The 14,585-nt window shown below is 69.0% G+C and carries 13 protein-coding genes; 5 read left to right on the forward strand and 8 right to left on the reverse strand.

Annotated elements, in window-relative coordinates; translation table 11 throughout:
- Positions 1–5: 5 nt before the first annotated feature.
- On the reverse strand, positions 6–1,496 hold the full coding sequence (locus FZ029_RS10405) for a thymidine phosphorylase family protein (protein WP_149269184.1): 1,491 nt from the start codon (positions 1,494–1,496) through the stop codon (positions 6–8).
- A 254-nt stretch (positions 1,497–1,750) separates the two neighbouring features.
- Entirely contained in the window at positions 1,751–2,815 is a 1,065-nt protein-coding gene (locus tag FZ029_RS10410) for a LacI family DNA-binding transcriptional regulator (RefSeq protein ID WP_247892250.1), read from the reverse strand.
- 371 nt (positions 2,816–3,186) lie between these two features.
- Between FZ029_RS10410 and FZ029_RS10415 the strand changes: the two genes are divergently transcribed.
- The 5 genes from FZ029_RS10415 (at position 3,187) to FZ029_RS10435 (ending at position 9,140) form a co-directional block, all read left to right on the forward strand.
- Positions 3,187–3,792 carry a gluconokinase gene (locus FZ029_RS10415; RefSeq protein ID WP_149269185.1) on the forward strand — a complete coding sequence of 202 codons (606 nt, stop codon included), beginning with the start codon at positions 3,187–3,189 and terminating at the stop codon, positions 3,790–3,792.
- Positions 3,789–4,370 (forward strand): TRAP transporter small permease, encoded by a 582-nt coding sequence (locus tag FZ029_RS10420; RefSeq protein WP_149269186.1) that lies wholly within the window; start codon positions 3,789–3,791, stop codon positions 4,368–4,370. Before FZ029_RS10415 ends, FZ029_RS10420 begins: the two co-directional genes overlap by 4 nt.
- Before the next feature lie 39 nt (positions 4,371–4,409).
- Positions 4,410–5,687, forward strand: coding sequence for a TRAP transporter large permease subunit (locus FZ029_RS10425; protein WP_149269187.1), 1,278 nt, complete (start codon positions 4,410–4,412; stop codon positions 5,685–5,687).
- 55 nt (positions 5,688–5,742) lie between these two features.
- The gene (locus FZ029_RS10430; RefSeq protein WP_149269188.1) at positions 5,743–6,762 is read left to right on the forward strand and encodes a TRAP transporter substrate-binding protein; all 1,020 of its coding nucleotides are present in this window, start codon (positions 5,743–5,745) and stop codon (positions 6,760–6,762) included.
- 293 nt (positions 6,763–7,055) lie between these two features.
- A complete protein-coding gene (locus tag FZ029_RS10435; RefSeq protein WP_149269189.1) occupies positions 7,056–9,140 on the forward strand; it encodes a methyl-accepting chemotaxis protein in 2,085 nt (694 codons plus the stop codon).
- A 170-nt stretch (positions 9,141–9,310) separates the two neighbouring features.
- Here the strand turns inward: FZ029_RS10435 and pcaG are convergent, their stop codons facing one another.
- From pcaG to pcaF, 6 genes are all read right to left on the reverse strand, one after another.
- Entirely contained in the window at positions 9,311–9,868 is a 558-nt protein-coding gene (gene pcaG, locus FZ029_RS10440; protein ID WP_149269190.1) for a protocatechuate 3,4-dioxygenase subunit alpha, read from the reverse strand.
- A gap of 5 nt (positions 9,869–9,873) precedes the next feature.
- The gene (gene pcaH, locus FZ029_RS10445) at positions 9,874–10,596 is read right to left on the reverse strand and encodes a protocatechuate 3,4-dioxygenase subunit beta (protein ID WP_149269191.1); all 723 of its coding nucleotides are present in this window, start codon (positions 10,594–10,596) and stop codon (positions 9,874–9,876) included.
- Positions 10,597–10,621: 25 nt separating this feature from the next.
- Positions 10,622–11,995 carry a 3-carboxy-cis,cis-muconate cycloisomerase gene (locus tag FZ029_RS10450; RefSeq protein ID WP_149269192.1) on the reverse strand — a complete coding sequence of 458 codons (1,374 nt, stop codon included), beginning with the start codon at positions 11,993–11,995 and terminating at the stop codon, positions 10,622–10,624.
- A gap of 19 nt (positions 11,996–12,014) precedes the next feature.
- The gene (pcaC, locus tag FZ029_RS10455; RefSeq protein WP_149269325.1) at positions 12,015–12,413 is read right to left on the reverse strand and encodes a 4-carboxymuconolactone decarboxylase; all 399 of its coding nucleotides are present in this window, start codon (positions 12,411–12,413) and stop codon (positions 12,015–12,017) included.
- A gap of 14 nt (positions 12,414–12,427) precedes the next feature.
- Positions 12,428–13,225: a 3-oxoadipate enol-lactonase gene (gene pcaD, locus FZ029_RS10460; protein WP_149269193.1), complete on the reverse strand. Its 798-nt coding sequence runs from the start codon at positions 13,223–13,225 to the stop codon at positions 12,428–12,430.
- A gap of 156 nt (positions 13,226–13,381) precedes the next feature.
- Positions 13,382–14,581 (reverse strand): 3-oxoadipyl-CoA thiolase, encoded by a 1,200-nt coding sequence (gene pcaF, locus FZ029_RS10465; protein ID WP_149269194.1) that lies wholly within the window; start codon positions 14,579–14,581, stop codon positions 13,382–13,384.
- Between the last annotated feature and the right edge of the window lie 4 nt (positions 14,582–14,585).

The raw sequence follows: 14,585 nt of genomic DNA on the forward strand, positions 1-14,585 counted from the left end.
TTACTTCACCCCACCACCCGCACCCCATTGTCGTCGGCCGCATGGGCCTGGGCGAAGGTGAAGTCGGCGTTGGTGCTGGCGTGGATGCGGTACAGCGGTTCGCCCCGGCGTACCGGGTCGCCCACCTTGCGCAGCAGGTCGATGCCGGCGCCCTTGTCGGTCGGCGCGCCGGCCAGCCGCGCGATGCGGGCGAGGCGGTAGCAGTCAAGCGACGACACGATCCCGTCGGCGGGGGAGGCGACCTCCGCCACCAGCGAGCCCAGCGTCGCCACGGCGGGCGGCGGACCCTGCAGGGCGATGATGCGTCCCATCGAGGCCAGGGCGGCGCCGGATTCCAGCAGCTCGCGCGCCCGGCGGTTGCCGCTGCCGCCGCGCACCGCTGGGTCGAATTCCAGGATGCGGCCGGCCAGCAGCAGGGCGCGCTCCTTCAGGTCGGCGGGCCCGGCGGGGGCGTTGCGCAGGACGGCCATCACGTCGCGCGCCTCCAGCACCGGGCCGATGCCGCGCCCGACCGGCTGCGAACCGTCGGTGATCGCCACCTCCAGCGTCAGGCCGAGACGGTCGCCGACATGCTCGAACAGCTTGCGCAGGCGCACCGCCTCGCCGGCGCTGCGGATCTTGGCGCTGGGGCCGACGGGGATGTCGATCAGCAGATGGGTGGAGCCGGCCGCCACCTTCTTCGACAGGATGGAGGCGACCAGCTGTTCGCGGGTGTCGATGGCCAGCGGACGTTCGACCGAGATCAGGATGTCGTCGGCCGGCGACAGCCGGACATGGCCGCCCCAGACCAGACAGCCCTTGGCCTCGCGCACAAGGGCCTGCATGCGCTCCACCGGAACGTCGACATTGGCCAGCACCTCCATGGTGTCGGCGGTGCCGGCGGGCGAGGTGATGGCGCGCGATGACGTCTTGGGGATCGGCAGGCCGTGGGCGGCGACGATCGGCACCACGATCATCGAGGTGCGGTTGCCGGGAATGCCGCCGATGCAGTGCTTGTCGGCGATGGTGCCGAGACCTTCCCAGTGCAGCCGGGTGCCGGCGGCGATCATGGCGCGGGTCAGGCCCAGTACCTCCGCCGTCGTCATGAAGCTGGCGCAGGCGATCAGGAAGGCGGCGATCTCGATCTTGGAGTAACGCTGGTCGGTGACGTCACGGATGATGGCGGCCAACTGCTCGTCGGTCAGGGCGGCGCCGCCGACCTTGGCGCGCACCAGCTCGAAGCTTTCCGGCGGGGTCGGGGGGACGAGATGGACGGCGGAGCCCGCCGCCAATCCGAGCTGGCCGAAGGCGGGGTCGGACAGGCCGATCTCGTCGGGGGCGACGATGGCGGGGTCGTCGACGATGTTCAGCACCGCCAGCAGGGAACGGCCGTCGTTCCGCACCTCCACCCGGCCCAGCCCGAGGAAATCCTCGACATGGTAGCGGGTGCAGCGGCGGTTGAGGAAGGCGACGTTCTCCCGGACGGTGTCGATCGCCAGATGTCGAAGCGTCAGCATGCGCACAGTCTACGCCCGGCCCCGCGGCTTAGCGACGCCGAGCCTGCGCGTCAGCCATGCCGGGCCTTACGCGCCGCAGTTGATCCGGATCATTGTCGCATTGTCGGATGCCCCCTCCCCATCCCTCCCCCGCCTTCGGCGGGAGAGGGGGCAGGATGCTTGGTGAGGGTTCTGCAAAGGACGGCGGCAGTCCCCTCTCCCACCGAAGGTGGGGGAGGGTTAGGGAGGGGGCACCGTCAGCCAACCACTCCCCCTCACGTGCTCTCCCGCGCGATGAAGGTCAGGCCGAGGTCGAGGCGGCGCTGCGGCGGCTCCTTGCCGTCCATCAGGTCGAGCAGCATGGCGGCGGCGTGGCGGCCGATGGCATAGCGCGGCGTGGCGACGGTGGTCAGGGTCGGGGTGGTCCAGGCCGAGGCCGGCAGGTCGTTGAAGCCGGCGACGGCGAGCTGGTCGGGCACGCGGATGCCGCGGCGCTGGCATTGGAACAAAGCGCCCTGGGCCAAGTCGTCGTTGCAGAAGAAGACGGCGTCGCAGTCGCTGTTCTCCGCCATCAGCCGGTCGATCATCGCCGCGCCCAGATGGATGGAGGACGGGTCGGGCAGGCGCCAGACGCGCTTCTCGTCATACAGCCCCGCCTCCTCCAGCGCATGGCGGTAGCCGTCGAGCCGCGCCAGCGTGCGGGGGTCGAGCTGCACGGCGACGAAGCCGATGCGGCGATAGCCGCGCTCCAGCAGGTGGGTGGTCATCAGCCGGCCGCCCTCCTCCTGCGAACAGCCGACGCTGAGGCTGTCGGGGTCGTCCAGCAGCTCCATCATGTGGACGGTCGGGCTGGAGAGCGCCGACAGGTAGGTGCGGGTGATTTCGGTATGGTCGGTGCCGGTCAGCAGGATCCCGTCGGGCTGGAACTGCAGATAGGTGCGGATCAGCCGCTCCTCCTCCACCGGGGAATAGTGGGTGACGCCGATCAGGGCGCGGTAGCCGCGCGGCAGCAGCATGTCGTGGATGCCGGCCAGCGTCTCGACGAAGACCATGTTGGTCATCGACGGGATCAGAACCGCAACCGTCATCGACCGCGCCGAGGCGAGCGCGCTGGCGGCCTGATTCGGCACGTAGCCCATCGACTGCGCGGTGTCGAGAATGCGCTGGCGAAGCTCCGGCGCCACCAGCTCCGGCCGCTTGAAGGCGCGCGAGACGGTGATGGCGCTGATGCCCACCCGCTCCGCCACGTCCGCCATGGTGGCGCGGCCGGTGCGCGAGGAGCGCGGCTTGCGCGTCTTGACCGCCGGGGTTGCTGGCCGATCACCGCCACGGGTCGTCACAGGGCTTCGTCCTTTCAGTTCCGGCGTTCCGATTTCGGCCGGCGCGACGGAAGGTCGCGCGGGCTCGCCAGTCACCGATGTGTATCATGCTCAGCAACAGCCGCATGCCACGCAGAGCTTAAGCCTGCAACCCGCGGCCATCCCCGATCAGTTTGTCCGCAACTCAAACAAAACTCTTTACGCGCGTCAAGGTTAGCGCTAACAGTATCAGCACCTCGTCTCGGCGTCATCCGTGCAGTCCGGCCTCCATGGTCGTGGACCTCTCAGTGACCCGCGAATGATAGCGCTAACATAACCTTGTCAGTGCGTGGCCCGCCGCGACTTGGCTTCGCGGACGCCGTCCCGCACCGGTATTCGGGAATATGAGCCTCATGAACGGTCCCTCCATCGCGCCGTCCCCCGGCATGACCGCCATTCAGCCCGACCAGCCGGCCGCCCCGTCGGCCGGCGCCGGGCCGCAGATCGTCGTGGTGATGGGCGTGGCCGGCTGCGGCAAGTCCAGCGTCGGCCAAGCCCTGGCCCTGGCCCTGGGCGATGAATTCATCGAGGGCGACGCCCACCACCCGCCCGCCAACATCGAGAAGATGTCGGCCGGCATCCCGCTGACCGACGCCGACCGCGACGGCTGGCTGGCCACGCTGGCCGGCTTCATCGCCGATGCCGACCGCGAGGGCAGGGGGCTGGTCGTCGCCTGTTCGGCGCTGAAGCGGCGCTACCGCGACAAGTTGCGCGGCGGGTCCAGGCGGGTGGTGTTCCTGCACCTGCACGGCGACAAGGCGCTGATCGCCTCGCGCATGGGGGCGCGCACCGCCCATTTCATGCCGATGGCCCTGGTCGACAGCCAGTTCGCCGACCTGGAGATGCCGGCGGCCGACGAGCCGGTGCTGTCCTATGAGGTGACGCAGTCGGCCGAGGCCATCGTCGCCGATGCGCATGCCCGCCTGACCGGCGATGAAGAATTTGGGAGGAACGCATGAAGCGCGTTGCTGATCTGCTGGAGCGGGTCACCGAATGGATCATGGCGCTGATGCTGGCGGTCATGGTCGGTCTCGTCTTCGGCAACGTCGTCCTGCGCTATGTCTTCAACAGCGGCATCGTCGCGGCGGAAGAGATCGCGCGGCTGATGTTCGTCTGGCTGGTGTTCCTGGGCGCCACCGTGGCGCTGCGCCACCAGCGGCACCTGGGCCTGGAGATCCTGCAGAGCCGCCTGCCGGCCAAGGTCCGGCGGGCCTGCGCGGTGATCGCGCACCTGATGATGCTGTACGCCCTGTGGCTGTTCGTGCAGGGGAGCTGGATTCAGCTGCTGATCGGGATGGAGACCTTCTCCACCGTCCTGCGCTTCCCCATGGCCTTCTATGCGGCGGCGGGCTTCTTCCCGGCCATCGCCATGGCGTTGACCGTGCTGGCGAACCTGTGGCGGATCGTCACCAACCAGCCGGGCGCCCGCGTCCCCGGCGACCCCGACACCACCCTGGACCATCCGGAATCGCACGGCCCCGCGGTTGCCCCGCCGGCACCCGCCGGCCACGGCAGCCCCGCCGTCGCCAAGCATTGAGCCCAGACCAATAGATTTCCTGCGGACGGAGACGCCGCCATGACGCTCACCATTTTCCTGGGCTCGCTGTTCGGCTTCATGCTGCTCGGCATGCCCATCGCCTTCGCGCTGATGCTGACCGGCGTCGCGCTGATGGTCCACCTCGACTTCTTCGACGCCCAGCTGGTCGCCCAGAACATGCTGAGCGGCGCCGACAACTATCCGCTGATGGCGGTGCCCTTCTTCATCCTGGCCGGCGAGCTGATGAACGCCGGCGGCATCTCCCAGCGCATCATCAACCTGGCGGTCAGCCTGGTCGGCCACATCAAGGGCGGGCTGGGGTACGTCACCATCGGCGCCTCGGTGATGCTGGCCAGCCTGTCGGGGTCGGCCATCGCCGACACCGCGGCGCTCGCCACGCTGCTGATCCCGATGATGCGCGACCACGGCTATCCGGTGCCGCGTTCGGCCGGTCTGATCGCGTCGGGCGGCATCATCGCCCCGATCATCCCGCCCAGCATGCCCTTCATCATCTTCGGCGTGACCACCAACACCTCGATCAGCGCGCTGTTCATGGCCGGCATCGTGCCCGGCCTGCTGATGGGCATCGGTCTGGTCTGCGCCTGGATCTTCGTCGTCCGCGACATGACGGTGAAGCTGCAGCCGAAGGCGAGCGGGCGGGAGCGGCTGAAGGCGCTGGGCGACGGCGTCTGGGCCTTGGCCCTGCCGATCATCATCATCGGCGGCCTGCGCGGCGGCATCTTCACGCCGACCGAGGCCGCGGTGGTCGCCGCCGTCTATTCGCTGTTCGTCGCGCTGTTCGTCTACCGGCAGGTCACGCTGCCGCAGCTGGTCCCGCTGCTGGTCCAGGCGGCGCGCACCACCAGCACCGTGATGTTCCTGTGCGCCGCCGCGCTGGTGTCGTCCTACATGGTGACGCTGGCCGACCTGCCGCAGCAGATGACGGAGCTGCTGGCACCGCTGATGGACCATCCGAAGCTGCTGATGTTGGCCATCGCCTGCCTGCTGCTGGCCGTCGGCACGGTGATGGACCTGACGCCGACCATCCTGGTGCTGGGCCCGGTGCTGACCCCGCTGGCGATCAAGGCCGGCATCGATCCCGCCTATTTCGGCGTGATGTTCGTTCTCGTCGGAACGCTGGGCCTGATCCATCCGCCGGTCTGCACGGTGCTGAACGTGGTGTGCGGCGTCGCCCGAATCTCGCTGGAAAGCGCCACCAAGGGCATCTGGCCCTTCCTTTTGACCTACATCGTGCTGCTCGGGCTGCTGATCGCCGTGCCGGAGATCGTCACCATGCCGCTGCACCTGTTCCACTGACGCCTACCAAGACCAATCAGAACGAAACACCAGACGTTAAGGGAGTTCGACACCCATGTTCCGCAAACTGCTGCTCGCCACCGGCATCGCCGCCGCGCTGCTCGCCCCGATCGCCGCCGCGACCTCCGCTGCCGCCCAGGACGTGAAGACCCGCATCATCCGCTTCGGCTACGGCCTGTCGGAGAACAGCAACCAGGGCCGGGCGGTGAAGTATTTCGCCGATGAGCTGTCCAAGCGCAGCGGCGGCAAGTTCAAGATGAAGGGCTTCGGCGACGCCAGCCTGGGCAGCGACATCCAGATGCAGAACGCCCTGATCGGCGGCGCGCAGGAGATGATGGTCGGCTCCACCGCCACGCTGGTCGGCATCGTCAAGGATTTCGGCGTCTACGACCTGCCCTTCCTGTTCAACAACGAGAAGGAGGCCGATGCCGTCCTCGACGGCCCGTTCGGCGAGAAGCTGCTGAAGTCGCTGAGCGACAAGGGGCTGGTCGGGCTGGTCTATTGGGAGAACGGCTTCCGCAACCTGACCAACAGCAAGCGCCCGATCACCAAGGTCGAGGACATGGGCGGCATCAAGCTGCGCGTGATGCAGAACCCGGTCTACATCGACATGTTCAACCGCTTCGGCGCCAACGCGGTGCCGCTGGCCTTCTCCGAACTGTTCACCGCGCTGGAGACCGGCACGGTCGACGGCCAGGAGAACCCGGTCACCACCATCCAGTCGTCCAAGTTCTATGAAGTCCAGAAGTACCTGACCATCTCCCGCCACGTCTACAGCCCGTGGATCGTGCTGGCCAGCAAGCGCTGGTACGACGGCCTGTCGGCGGACGAGAAGAAGATCCTGAACGAGGCCGCCGTCGCCTCGCGCGATTTCGAGCGCAAGGACAGCCGCGAGGCCTCGGCCCAGAGCGTGGCCTACCTGAAGGAAAAGGGCATGCAGATCAACGAGCTGAGCCCGGCCGAGCTGGACCGCATGCGCGAGATGGTCAAGCCCGCGTTCGACAAGTACGCCGCCGACGGCGGTGCCGAGGTGCTGAAGGAACTGCAGGCCGCCATCACCGCCGCCCGGAAGTAATCACGGGCGACCTGTCGTGACGGTGTGAAGGGGGTGGATCGGGACGACCGGTCCGCCCCTTTTTCTTTGGGACACGGAATGGAAGTTGTATGTGCCCGAAAGATTCGCGGACCGGTCCCAAAGTATGAATTGTTGATCCGGGTATGATTGAACGCCATTCATTTGAGAGTTGTTCTCACCATCTGTTGGGATGGCAGATATATTAGCAATTAATTTACTTGAATTTAACGGAACTGCGGGACAGTCGGTCGGGGGTGTCGGGCCCTTGTCCGGGTATGTCGCGGGGAATGTAGATGTTCAAGAAATTGCCATTGGTGACCAAGCTGGTGTTGGCGATCGGCGTGGTTCTGCTGGTCGGGCTGGGGATCGGCACGGTCGTGATCTCCGCCAGGAGCGGGGCCGATACCGATGCCTTGTCCTTCAAGGTCGGGGACGAACTCGGCAAATACCATGCCGAAACCGTCGAGCGGCGTCTGAACGACGCCATGAACATCAGCCGCCTGATGCGGACCACCCTGCTGAGCCTGAAGCGCAACGGCGTCGCCGACCGCGCCAAGCTGAACGACTGGCTGAAGAGCCTGCTGGAGAGCAATCCCAACCTGATCGGCGTGTGGATCGGCATGGAGCCGAACGCGCTGGACGGCAAGGATGCCGACTTCGTCAACAGCGCCGGCAGCGACGCCAGCGGCCGTTTCATTCCCTATTGGAACCGCGGCAGCGGCAAGGTCCAGCTGGAGGCGCTGACCGGCTATGACGATCCCGGCCCCGACGGCCTCTATTACCAGCAGGCCAAGCGCACCGGTAAGGAGGTGATCGTCGAACCCTACAGCTATGCGGTGGCCGGCAAGACCGTCCTGATGGTGTCGGTGGTGGTTCCGGTCATGGAAGGCGGCAAGTTCGTCGGTGTCGCCGGCGTCGACATCGCCACCGACGAGATCTGGAACGAGCTGAAGACGGCGAAGCCCTTCGGGACGGGGTCGGTCTTCCTGATCTCCAACGGCGGCCTGTGGGCCGGCTACAGCAACGCCGACCATATGGGCAAGTCGATCCTGCAGACCAACGAACGGCTGAAGGAGGCGTTGCCGGCCATCCGCGACGGCAAGCCGTATGCCCACTTCTCAATGTCGGCCAGCCTGAAGACCGAGGTCAAGCAGCTGTTCCGGCCGGTCATCGTCGGCGACACCGGCACGCCCTGGTCGGTGCTGATCAATCTGCCGATGAACCAGATCGAGGCGCCGAAGGAGGAACTGCGCAGCTTCATCGCCGTCGGCGCCGTGCTGCTGACCGCCGGCCTGCTGCTGGCGCTGTGGCTGTCGACCCGGACCATCGTCGGCACGCCGCTGCGCCGGATCATCGCGACGGTGGAGGCGCTGACCGCCGGCCGGCAGGACGTGGAGGTGCGCGACCGCGACCGCTCCGACGAGATTGGGGCGATCAACAAGGCGCTGCAACTGTTCAAGGAGAATGCCGGCCGCGTCGCCGAAATGGAGGAGCAGCGCCGCCGGGACGAAGCGCAGGCCGCCGAGCGGCGCAGGCAGGAACTGGCCCGGATGGCCGACCGGTTCGAGGGCACGGTCGGCGGCGTGGTCGCCAGCGTGACCGAGCAGGCGGAACTGATCCGCACCGATTCGGAAGGGCTGTCGGCCATCGCCGAGCAGACCAACGCCCAGGCCGCCGCCGTCGCCAGCGCCGCCGACGTCGCCAGCAGCAACGTGCAGACGGTCGCCGCCGCGGCGGAGGAGCTGGCCCATTCCATCGAGGAGATCAACCAGCGCATCGCCGCCTCGTCGCGCATGGCGAACGACGCGGTGGGCGAGGTCGAGAAGACCAACGGCACGGTGGCCGGCCTGGCCGAAGCGGCGCAGAAGATCGGCGACGTGGTGAACCTGATCCAGTCCATCGCCGGCCAGACCAACCTGCTGGCGCTGAACGCCACCATCGAGGCGGCGCGGGCGGGCGAGGCCGGCAAGGGCTTCGCCGTCGTGGCGCAGGAGGTGAAGAACCTCGCCAGCCAGACCGCCAAGGCGACGGAGGAGATCGCCGCCCAGATCGCCGAGATCCAGTCGGTCAGCGGCAGCGCCGTCGGCGCCATCCAGGCCATCGGCCGCACCATCCTGGGCATCAGCGAGACGGTCACCGCCGTCGCCGCCGCGGCGGAGGAGCAGGGGGCGGCGACCCGCGAGATCAGCCGCAACGTCCAGCAGGCCGCCGCCGGCACCCGCGAGGTGTCGACCAACATCGAGGGCGTCACCCGTGCCGCCAGCGAGACCGGCAGCATGGCCTCCCAGGCCCGCGCCGCCGCCGACACGCTGTCGCACCAGTCGGCGCAGCTGCGGACCGAAGTGCAGCGCTTCGTGGCGACGATCCGCGAGGGGTGAGTGTGTTGGGGGTGTCGGCTTCGATTGCCCCCTCCCCATCCCTCCCCCGCTTCGCGGGAGAGGGGGCAGGACTCTTGTCGACGTGACGCATTTGCCGAAGCGGCGGCAGTCCCCTCTCCCACCGAAGGTGGGGGAGGGTTAGGGAGGGGGCATCGTCAGCCGACCTCACCTCAACAATCAAAAAACACTGTCTCCCCTTCGCCCTGCAGGCGGATGTCGAAGCGGTAGACCACGCCGCCAGGCAACTCTGCGCGTTTCGCGATCAGGGTGTCGCGGCGGTCGGCGGGGACGGTCGCCAGCACCGGGTCCGCCGCATTCGCCGCCGTCTCGTCGGAGAAATGCAGGCGGGTGAAGGCGTGGCTCAGCATGCCGCGGGCGAACACCGTCACCGCGATGTGCGGGGCGTGGCCGGGGTCGCAGGCGCCCGGCTTCACCGTGTCGAAGACGTAATAGCCCGCGTCGTTGGTGCCGCAGCGGCCGAAGCCGGCGGCGCCGGGGGCGTGGCGGCCGTCGGCGCCGGCCTGCCAGATCTCCACCACGCAGTCGCGGATCGGCGCGCCCTCGCCGTCATAGACGACGCCTTCGATGCGAATGTGCTCGCCGGGCATGTCGCGGGTGGCCAGCCGGTTGGTCGCCAGCGGGTGGCGGCCGTAGAGTTCCGGGGTCCAGGCATAGGCGAAATAGGGGCCGACGGTCTGGGACGGGGTCTGTTTCAGCATCTGGCTCATGAGGATCAGCCCTCCATCGGCGTGGCCTGGCGTCCGCGCAGGACGATGTCGAATTCATAGCCGAGCGCCCACACCGGCTCGGTCACGTCGATGGAGAAGCGGGAGATCAGCAGCTCGCGCGCGCCCTCCGGCACCCCGTTGTAGATGGGGTCGAGCGGCAGAAGCGGGTCGCCGGGGAAATACATCTGGGTGACCAGCCGGGTCAGGAAGGACGGCCCGAACAGCGAGAAATGGATGTGCGCCGGCCGCCACGCATTGTGGTGGTTGCCCCAGGGATAGGCGCCGGGCTTGATCGTGGTGAAGCGGTAGCGGCCCTCGGCGTCGGTGATGCAGCGGCCGGCCCCGAAGAAGTTCGGGTCGAGCGGCGCGTCATGCTGGTCCCAGCGGTGGACATAGCGGCCGCAGGCGTTGGCCTGCCAGATCTCCAGCAGCGTGTGCGGCACCGGCCGGCCGCTTTCGTCCAGCACGCGGCCGGTGACGATCATGCGCTCGCCGATCGGTTCGCCGTTGACGCGGCCGTTCTTGGTCAGGTCGTTGTCGAGCGGATCGACGCTGTCATGACCGAACACCGGGCCGCTGCGCACCGACAGGCACTGCTTCATCGGGATCAGCGGCTTCGACGGCGAGCGCAGCACCGTCGATTTGTAGAGCGGCGACAGGTAGGGCGGGTGTTGCGCCCAATCGCGGGGGCTGAAATCTCCCTCCGCCTCGTGAACGGCTGTGTCCATTTCGGGGGTCCCTCCTTGGGAGCGGTCAGTTCTGCTGACGCTGTTGGTATCTGTGGAGTGTCAGAACGCGGTCGATGAAGTGGGATGCTGCGCCGGTGTAGTTCAGCGGGTCGAACAGGCGGTCGAGGGTGTCGGCGCCCAGCGCCTGCACCACTTCGGCATCCTCCGCCAGCACGTCGCGCAGGGGGCGGGCGGAGTCTGCGGCGCGGCGGCTGGCCTCGGCCACGCGGGAATGGGCGGCCATCCGGCCCATGCGGTCGCCCAGCGCCATGGTGACGGCTTCGGCCAGGATCAGGCCGCGGGTGAGGTCGAGGTTGGCGCGCATGCGCTCGGCATCGACGGTCAGGCCGGCGATGGTCTCGCGGGCATGACGGGCGGCACCGGCGACGAGGCGGCAGAGGTCGGGCAGCGCCTGCCACTCGGCATGCCAGCCGCCGAGGCCGCGTTCATGCTCCTGCACCTGCGCCGCCAGCAGCCCGCCGACCAGGGCGGGGGCGCGGATGGCGGTGGAGAGCAGGACCGCGCAGGACACCGGGTTGCGCTTGTGCGGCATGGTGGAGGAGCCGCCGCGGCCGGGCGCGGCGGGCTCGAAGGCTTCGGCGACCTCCATCTGCATCATCAGCGAGATGTCGCGGCCCAGCGTGCCCAGCGTGCCGGCGAGGATGCCGAGGGCCGAGGCCGGTTCGGTGATGCGGTCGCGGCTGGCGTGCCAGGGCAGGGCAGGCAGGGGGAGGCCGAGTTCGCCGGCCAAAGCCTCCGCCACCGCCGGGCCGGCGTCGCCGAGGGCAGCCAGCGTGCCGGCGGCGCCGCCGAATTGCAGGGCGAGGCGGCTGCGGGCGGCGGCGATCCGCTGGCGGTCGCGGCCCAGCGCGTCGAGCCAGCCGGCGGCCTTCAGGCCGAAGGTGGTCGGCAGGGCGTGCTGCAGCCAGGTGCGGGCGACCATCGGCGTGGCGCGGTGGCGGTCGGCGAGATCGGCGAGGCCATCGGCAAGGGCGGCCAGATCGGCGTCCAGCCCGTCGAGGAAGCGGCGCAGTTGCAGCATCAGGCCGCTGTCCATCGCGTCCTGGCTGGTGGCGCCCCAATGGACGTAGCGGGAGGCTTCCTCGTCGGCGGCCTTCACCGCGCGGGTCAGGTGCCTGACCATCGGGATCGCGGTGTTGCCGGCCAGCGCCGCCTCCGCCCCCAGCGCGGTCAGGTCGTAGAGGTCTGCCCTGCAGCACGCCTCGATGGCCGGGACGGCGCGGGCGGGGATGACGGCGACCGCCGCCTCCGCCCGCGCCAGCGCCGCCTCGAAATCCAGCATGCCCTGCAGCCTTGCGACGGGCGAGAAGGCGTCGGCCGCCGCGTCGGTGGTGAAGAGCGGGTCCAGCAGCGGGTCGGGATAGCGGTCGGCGGTCATGCGGCTCACCCCTTCGCTGTCAGCCCTTTTGGGCGTCTTCCTCGTCCATCTCGGCATAGACGGCGCGGGCGAGGGCTATCGCGTGGTTTCCGGCGGGAATGCCGGCATAGACGGCGGCCTGCATCAGGATTTCCTTCACCTCGTCGCGGGTGACGCCGGTGTTGCGGGTGGCGCGGATGTGCAGCTTCAGCTCGCCGTCCTTGCCCAGCGCCGCCAGCATGGCGATGGTCAGCATGCTGCGCGTCCGGATGTCCAGGCCCGGCCGGGTCCAGATCTGGCCCCAGGCGGTCTTGGTGATGAACTCCTGGAAATCGGCGTCGAACCCGGTGGCGCGCTCCAGCGAGCGGTCGACATGGGCGTCGCCCAGGACGGAGCGGCGCACCGCCATGCCGCGGTCGTAGAGGTCCTTGTCCTTCATCTCCGGGTCGTCCATCAGAGGTCCCCCAGGAAGCCGCCGATCAGGGCGGCCAGTTCCGCCGGCTTCTCGACGCCGGGGATGTGGGCGGCGCCGGGCAGCAGTTCGAAGCGGGCGCCGGGGATGCCGGCCGCCAGTTCGCGGGCGGCATCGGGCGGGGTGGCGACGTCATGCTCGCCGCAGATCACCAGGGTGGGGGCAGTGATGGCGGCGTTGGCTGCGCTGAGGTCGGCGTCGCGGATCGCCATGGCGCAGCCGACATAGCCGTCCTCGGTGGTGCGGGCGACCATGGCGGTGTAGCCGCGGATCTGGTCGGGGCAGCCGTCGCGGAAGGCTTGGGTGAACCAGCGGGCCATGACCCCGTCGGAAATCGCGGTCATGCCGCGGGCGCGGATGGCGGCGATGCGGTCGGTCCAGACCGATTGCGGGCCGATGACGCCAGCGGTGTCGCACAGGATCAGGCCACGGATGCGGCCGGGCGCCTTGACGGCGAGGCGCTGCGCCATCATGCCGCCGATGGACAGGCCGCAGACATGGGCGCGTTCGATGCCGAGCGCGTCGAGCAGGCCGGCGGCGTCGTCGGCGAGAATATCCATGGTATAGCCGGCGGTGTCGCTGACCGGCGTCACCTGGGTCAGGCCATGGCCGCGCATGTCGTAGCGCAGGATGCGGTAGCGCTGCGACAGGTGCGGCACCACGGCGTCCCAGATGTGGAGGCTGGTGCCGATGGAGTTGGCGAACAGCAGCACCGGCGCGTCCGCCGGGCCGGTCAGGTCGTAGTGCTGGGTGATGCCGGTGGCTTCGATGAAGGGCATGGGGATTCCATCGACGGTTTTGGATCGGTGAAGCGTTTGCCCCCTCCCCGACCCTCCCCCGCTTCGCGGGAGAGGGTGCCTTCTGCGAAGCGGCGGCAGTCCCCTCCACCGCCAGAGGCGGGGGAGGGTTAGGGAGGGGGCATTCGAAGCCTGAGGCTACACCCGCTCGATCATCACCGCGACGCCCTGCCCGACGCCGATGCACATGGTGCAGAGCGCCGTCCGGCCGCCGGACTGTTCGAGCTGGTAGAGCGCGGTGGTCGCCAGGCGGGCGCCGCTCATGCCGAGCGGATGGCCGAGCGCGATGCCGCCGCCGTTCGGGTTCACATGGGCGGCGTCATCCGGCAGGCCAAGCTCGCGCAGGACGGCCAGCGCCTGGGCGGCGAAGGCCTCGTTCAGTTCGATCAGGTCGATGTCGGCGATGCTGCGGCCGAGACGCTCCAGCAGCTTGCGGGTGGCGGGGACCGGGCCGATGCCCATGACACGCGGCGGGACGCCGGCGGTGGCGCCGCCGAGGATGCGGGCGCGCGGGGTCAGGCCGAAACGCTTCACCGCCGCTTCGGACGCGATCAGCAATGCGGCGGCGCCGTCATTGACGCCCGACGCGTTGCCGGCGGTCACCGTGCCGCCGGGGCGGACGATCGGCTTCAGGGCCGACAGCGCCTCGATGGTCGTGGCGCGCGGATGCTCGTCGGTCATCACCACCGTCTCGCCCTTGCGGGTGCGGATGGTGACGGGGGCAATCTCGCGGGCCATGCTGCCGTCGGCGATGGCGCGGGCGGCGCGGTCCTGGCTGCGCAGGGCGAAGGCGTCCTGGTCGGCACGGGCGATCTTCCAGTCGTCGGCGACATTCTCCGCCGTCTCCGGCATCGAATCGGTGCCATAGGCCGCCTTCATCGCCGGATTGACGAATCGCCAGCCGATGGTGGTGTCGAAGGTCTCGGCCTGCCGGGAGAAGGGGGTGTCGGCCTTGCCCATGACGAAGGGGGCGCGGCTCATGCTTTCCACCCCGCCGGCGATCATCAGCTCGGCCTCGCCCGCCTTGATGGCGCGGGCGGCGGTGGCGAGCGCGTCGAGGCCGGAACCGCAGAGACGGTTCATCGTCGTGCCCGGCACCGCGTCGGGCAGGCCGGCCAGCAATGCTGCCATGCGGGCGACGTTGCGGTTGTCCTCGCCGGCCTGATTGGCGCAGCCATAGATGACATCGTCCACCGCGGCCCAGTCGACCGAGGGGTTGCGTTGCATCAGGGCGCGGATCGGCACGGCGCCGAGATCGTCGGCGCGCACCGACGACAGGGATCCTGCATAGCGGCCGATGGGGGTGCGGATGGCGTCGCAGATAAAGGCGTCACGCATGGTC

The organism is Azospirillum sp. Sh1 (assembly GCF_008365135.1).
GTDB classification, from domain to species: Bacteria; Pseudomonadota; Alphaproteobacteria; order Azospirillales; family Azospirillaceae; genus Azospirillum; species Azospirillum oryzae.

Coding starts and splice junctions, on each gene's coding strand:
- FZ029_RS10405 (WP_149269184.1), bottom strand. CDS start 1,496: ATGCTGACGCTTCGACATCTGGCGATCGACACCGTCCGGGAGAACGTC.
- FZ029_RS10415 (WP_149269185.1), top strand. CDS start 3,187: ATGAACGGTCCCTCCATCGCGCCGTCCCCCGGCATGACCGCCATTCAG.
- FZ029_RS10420 (WP_149269186.1), top strand. CDS start 3,789: ATGAAGCGCGTTGCTGATCTGCTGGAGCGGGTCACCGAATGGATCATG.
- FZ029_RS10425 (WP_149269187.1), top strand. CDS start 4,410: ATGACGCTCACCATTTTCCTGGGCTCGCTGTTCGGCTTCATGCTGCTC.
- FZ029_RS10430 (WP_149269188.1), top strand. CDS start 5,743: ATGTTCCGCAAACTGCTGCTCGCCACCGGCATCGCCGCCGCGCTGCTC.
- FZ029_RS10435 (WP_149269189.1), top strand. CDS start 7,056: ATGTTCAAGAAATTGCCATTGGTGACCAAGCTGGTGTTGGCGATCGGC.
- pcaG (WP_149269190.1), bottom strand. CDS start 9,868: ATGAGCCAGATGCTGAAACAGACCCCGTCCCAGACCGTCGGCCCCTAT.
- pcaH (WP_149269191.1), bottom strand. CDS start 10,596: ATGGACACAGCCGTTCACGAGGCGGAGGGAGATTTCAGCCCCCGCGAT.
- FZ029_RS10450 (WP_149269192.1), bottom strand. CDS start 11,995: ATGACCGCCGACCGCTATCCCGACCCGCTGCTGGACCCGCTCTTCACC.
- pcaC (WP_149269325.1), bottom strand. CDS start 12,413: ATGAAGGACAAGGACCTCTACGACCGCGGCATGGCGGTGCGCCGCTCC.
- pcaD (WP_149269193.1), bottom strand. CDS start 13,225: ATGCCCTTCATCGAAGCCACCGGCATCACCCAGCACTACGACCTGACC.
- pcaF (WP_149269194.1), bottom strand. CDS start 14,581: ATGCGTGACGCCTTTATCTGCGACGCCATCCGCACCCCCATCGGCCGC.